Origin of the sequence: Nostoc sp. 2RC (assembly GCF_014222165.1) — a bacterium.
Lineage (GTDB): Bacteria > Cyanobacteriota > Cyanobacteriia > Cyanobacteriales > Nostocaceae > Nostoc > Nostoc linckia.
This window is the reverse complement of record NZ_JACKZU010000505.1, coordinates 1-4,578: the sequence shown is the minus strand read 5'-3', so window position 1 is coordinate 4,578 and position 4,578 is coordinate 1. Positions and strand designations below refer to the sequence as shown.

The following is a 4,578-nucleotide window of genomic DNA, read 5'->3' as shown; positions in this document are numbered from 1 at the left end:
AATTAACTTCTTATTCATCCATTGTTAAACTATCTTTAACCATCAGAAATTTAGCTTATTTAAGGTTGTGATTACAGCAGTAAAATATTCCTTTAATCAGAGGTAATATGATTTTTTCGACCAGCATCTTGAATCGTGTCGTTGCTACTTCATTGGTGACAACTTCTGTTGCACTAAGTCCAATGTTTGGTACCATCGTACAAGCTCAAACCATCAACGGTGCAGGAGCAACTTTTCCGGCTCCACTTTACGAACGGTATGCTCGTGAAGTTAAAAAGAAATATCCAGACTTAAAAATTAACTATCAAGGAATTGGTAGTGGTGGCGGTATTCGTCAAGTAATTGCTGGAACTGTTGACTTTGGTGGTAGTGATGCTGCAATGAAAGATGATGAAATCGCTAAAGTCAAGAACGGTGTAATCTTAGTACCCACAGCCGGCGGTGCAGTCTCTGTGGTTTATAATCTTCCAGGAGTTAACAATCTTAAATTATCCCGCACTACATTACCAGCGATTTTTGCAGGGCAAATTACTAATTGGAGTGATGCGAAAATTAAAGCTGATAATCCTGGTGTAAATCTACCAAACCAACCAATTAAATTTGTTGTTCGTGCGGATGGTAGCGGTACTACTTTTATTTTTACTAACCATTTGAGTTCAATCAATGGTTATTTTAGAGGTAGAGTTGGAGCTAACACAGCACCAAAATGGACTCTTCCAAACGTCCTTAAAGGTAAAGGTAATCCTGGCGTCGCCGCTTTAGTAGCTCGCACTCCTGGTTCTATTGGTTATGTTGAATATGCCTACGCTCTCAAAAATAACCTGAAATCAGCACAGATCCAAAACAAACAAGGACAATTTGTTGCTCCTTCTTTACAATCTGCAAACGCAGCTTTGGCTAGTGTGAATTTTCCAGATAACTACCGCGTTTTTGTGGGAGATCCAAGTCAAGGTTATCCTATTGTCGGTCTTACTTGGATCATGGTTTACAAACAGTATGCCAATGCTGCCAAATCTGATGCTATCAAGAAATGGATAAATTGGGTATTGAAAGACGGTCAACAGTATAATGATGACCTAAATTACACCAAGATTCCATCTGAAGTTGCAAATCGCGTACTTCAAACAGTGAATAGCAATGTCAAGCCTTAATTGCTAGTTTTATGTAAAATTCAGGAGTCATAATTCTGGAGTCACAATATTTAAAAAATCAGGAGATAAATTGACGCATGAATCTACTCATCATCATATCCTCTTGATAAATTCAAGACTTATGCAAGTGTCACAAAAAATAAAATATTTTTGCTTGTAGTCAGGGCTACTCTACGGGAATGCTCCGCAAACAGCCGTGATTTTAAGGACTAAAGTCCTTACTACAAACTTAAAATAATATGCTAGTTGCGTAAGTCTTCAAATTATGGCTTCTGATTCTGGTGAATTTTGTTCCTAAGTTTTCGTTTCCAGGTTTTACCTGGAAATGATTTTTATTAAGATACCGTTGTTTTAGTGAAAGTTTTAGAGAATATTTATTAAGTAAAAATGCTGTTGTTGACTGTGAACCGTCAACAGTCAACAGTCAACAATAATTAATTTTTACTTGATAAATAACTTCATTTCTTTTGCCTATTGCCTTATTGTCTATTATGCTCACATCCCAAAACCTATTTTATTAATTTGTCATGGCAAATTCATCAGAACCAGCCGACAAAAATTCATCATATGAATCGAATTTAGATGATGAAAATATCGATTTGACAGCTATTAGTGGTAAAAATTTTTGGTTTGACCAAGGATTTACACGGCTAGTATACTTTTTTGCCGTGGTTACTTTTGCTGTATTATTTCTCATGAGTTGGGTAATTTACAAAGAAGCCCTACCAGCAATTAAACAGTTCGGAGTCGCGTTTTTATGGGGTCAAGATTGGGATACAGGTAATCAAATTTTTGGTGCATTACCTTATATTTATGGAACTCTAGTAAGTAGCGCGATCGCTATTTTTTTAGCAGTACCAGTGGGAATTGCAGTTGCTTTAGTAACTAGTGAAAATTTCTTACCAACATCTGTACGAACAACCTTAGCATTGGTTGTAGAATTAATCGCTGCTATTCCCAGTGTAATTATTGGTTTATGGGCTATTTTTAGCTTTATTCCAGTTTTAGAACCTTTTGAAAAATTGCTAGGTAACACTTTCAAATTCATCCCAATATTTAATACACAAGACCCTGTAGGCACAAATATGTTGACTGCTGGAATTATTCTAGCCATCATGATTTTGCCAACAATGGCAGCAATTACTCGTGATGTATTACTGGCTATACCCAAAGAATTGCGTAGCGCATCTATGGCTTTAGGTGGTACTCGTTGGGAAACAATTTTTCGAGTTTTGTTACCAGCTGGATTTTCGGGAATAGTCAGTGCAGCAATGCTGGCTTTAGGACGTGCTTTGGGTGAAACAATGGCTGTCACTATGGTAATTGGTAATTCTGCTCAAATTAGTGCTTCTTTACTCGATCCGGCTTATACAATTCCCTCTGTATTAGCGAATGAATTTGCTGAAGCCGAACCAGGATTACATATTGGTGCTTTAAGCTATTTAGGATTAATTTTATTTGCCTTGACTTTAACTGTAAATATTGGGGCTGTATTATTAGTCAGGTGGTTTGCCAGCAAAAATAATTGAATAATAATTCAGAATTGAGAATCCAGAATTCAGAATTAATTCTTGGTGGTTACTGTGGGTTGAGGGTTTTGTTAAAAATTAAAAGTTGTGAGCAATATGAATGATTATATCGAACCTGAAAATGATGAATCTATAATAAAAGAATTATGTAGTCCGCTACCAAAAGAACGAGTAATATTCACCTATTTAATGAATGCGATCGCCTTTGGATTCACAACTCTGGCACTCATTCCTTTATTATCAATTTTATGGGAAATTTTCCTTCGAGGCATATCTGGAATTAAATGGGAAATTTTTATCAAAACAGTAATTGATAATGGGTTCGGCAATGCCATTATAGGAACCATAACTATGGTAACTATTGGTGCTTTTTTCAGCATACCCACAGGAGTAATGACAGGAATTTTCTTGGCAGAATTCGGTCAAACTAATCCAATTGCTAATCTCGTTCGTTTTATCACTAATATTCTTACAGGTGTACCTTCAATTGTTGTAGGAATATTTGCTTACGGTATAATCGTTTTGGCAACAAAAGGATTCAGCGCGATCGCAGGTGGTTTTGCCTTAGCTGTGATTATGCTACCAGTAATTATATTAACAACAGAAGAATCCTTAAAACTTATTCCCACATCTCAACGTCTCGCCTCTGCTGCTTTAGGTGGAACTCGTTTTCAAACTACCTTTCGCATCGTTGTTACTGCGGCAACTCCTGGAATCACTACAGGCATTTTATTAGCCATATCTCGTGCTGCTGGTGAAACAGCGCCCTTACTTTTTACTGCATTATTTAGTTTAGATTGGTCGGAAGGTTTGTTAAGTCCAACAGCTTCCTTACCAGTACTAATTTTTAATCTCTACAACGACCCCGACCCAGAAAAAAATCAATTAGTCTGGACTACTGCAATAATTTTATTGGGTTTAATTTTATGTGTCAGTATTATTTCTCGCATAGTTATTAGCAAGAGAAAAATTAAATGAACAGAAGTCCTTATTGAGAACGGGCAAATCCCATTTTTACTTCTGAATTCTGTTTAAAAAATTTTATTTCGCACTTGGACAATTTATGAGTCAACTAATTCCAGCTATCAAAGTAAAAAATATCAGTTTTTACTATGGCACAATTAAAGCGATCGAAAATATATCAATAGATATTTATCGAAATCATGTCACAGCAATAATCGGCCCTAGTGGTTGCGGCAAATCTACCTTCATTAAAGTTCTGAATCGCATCAGTGAATTAGAAGGGCCTGTGAAAGTTGAAGGCGAGGTGGAATTTTTTGGTCAAAATATTTATGCTCCTCGTGTCAATATCAATAGATTACGCCGCCAAATTGGTATGGTATTTCAAAAACCGAATCCTTTTCCCATCAGCATTTATGAAAATGTTGCCTACGGCATCAGAATAGCAGGTAGATATCCAAAAGTAGAACTAGATGAAATTGTGGAGTCTGCACTTCATAGCGCTGCTTTGTGGGATGAAGTTAAAGATAAGTTAGATAAATCGGCTTTAGGACTTTCTGGCGGTCAACAACAAAGATTATGTATTGCGCGTGCTTTAGCAGTCAAACCCAAAGTTCTGTTGATGGATGAGCCTTGTTCAGCTCTTGACCCCATCGCCACCATGAAAGTTGAAGAACTAATCCATAGTTTGCGGTCTCAGTTGACCATTGCGATCGTTACCCATAACATGCAGCAAGCTGCTCGCGTCTCTGATTTTACGGCTTTCTTTAGCACCGATGAAAGTCGAATTGGTCAAATGATTGAATTTGGCGCTACAGAACAAATCTTCAACAACCCAATCGACCCCCGCACCCGCGACTACATTTCAGGACGTTTTGGGTAAAAAGTCAATTAGTCATTGCTCATTGTTCATTAACTATTCTCCCCATCTCCCAACC

Annotated in this window: 4 protein-coding genes; all 4 read left to right on the top strand. The window is 37.1% G+C overall.

Annotated elements, in window-relative coordinates; genetic code table 11:
• Positions 1-107: 107 nt before the first annotated feature.
• Positions 108-1,151: a phosphate ABC transporter substrate-binding protein PstS gene (gene pstS / locus GNE10_RS32275; RefSeq protein ID WP_185570054.1), complete on the top strand. Its 1,044-nt coding sequence runs from the start codon at positions 108-110 to the stop codon at positions 1,149-1,151.
• A 527-nt stretch (positions 1,152-1,678) separates the two neighbouring features.
• Positions 1,679-2,680, top strand: coding sequence for a phosphate ABC transporter permease subunit PstC (gene pstC / locus GNE10_RS32270; protein ID WP_185570053.1), 1,002 nt, complete (start codon positions 1,679-1,681; stop codon positions 2,678-2,680).
• 96 nt (positions 2,681-2,776) lie between these two features.
• Positions 2,777-3,658, top strand: a complete 882-nt coding sequence (gene pstA / locus GNE10_RS32265) for a phosphate ABC transporter permease PstA (protein ID WP_185570055.1) — start codon at positions 2,777-2,779, stop codon at positions 3,656-3,658.
• 85 nt (positions 3,659-3,743) lie between these two features.
• Positions 3,744-4,523: a phosphate ABC transporter ATP-binding protein PstB gene (pstB, locus tag GNE10_RS32260; RefSeq protein ID WP_185570051.1), complete on the top strand. Its 780-nt coding sequence runs from the start codon at positions 3,744-3,746 to the stop codon at positions 4,521-4,523.
• The last annotated feature ends 55 nt before the right edge of the window (positions 4,524-4,578 follow it).

Bases quoted from the DNA above. Each gene is read 5' to 3' on its own strand.
- pstB (WP_185570051.1), top strand. From the start codon at position 3,744: ATGAGTCAACTAATTCCAGCTATCAAAGTAAAAAATATCAGTTTTTAC.
- pstA (WP_185570055.1), top strand. From the start codon at position 2,777: ATGAATGATTATATCGAACCTGAAAATGATGAATCTATAATAAAAGAA.
- pstS (WP_185570054.1), top strand. From the start codon at position 108: ATGATTTTTTCGACCAGCATCTTGAATCGTGTCGTTGCTACTTCATTG.
- pstC (WP_185570053.1), top strand. From the start codon at position 1,679: ATGGCAAATTCATCAGAACCAGCCGACAAAAATTCATCATATGAATCG.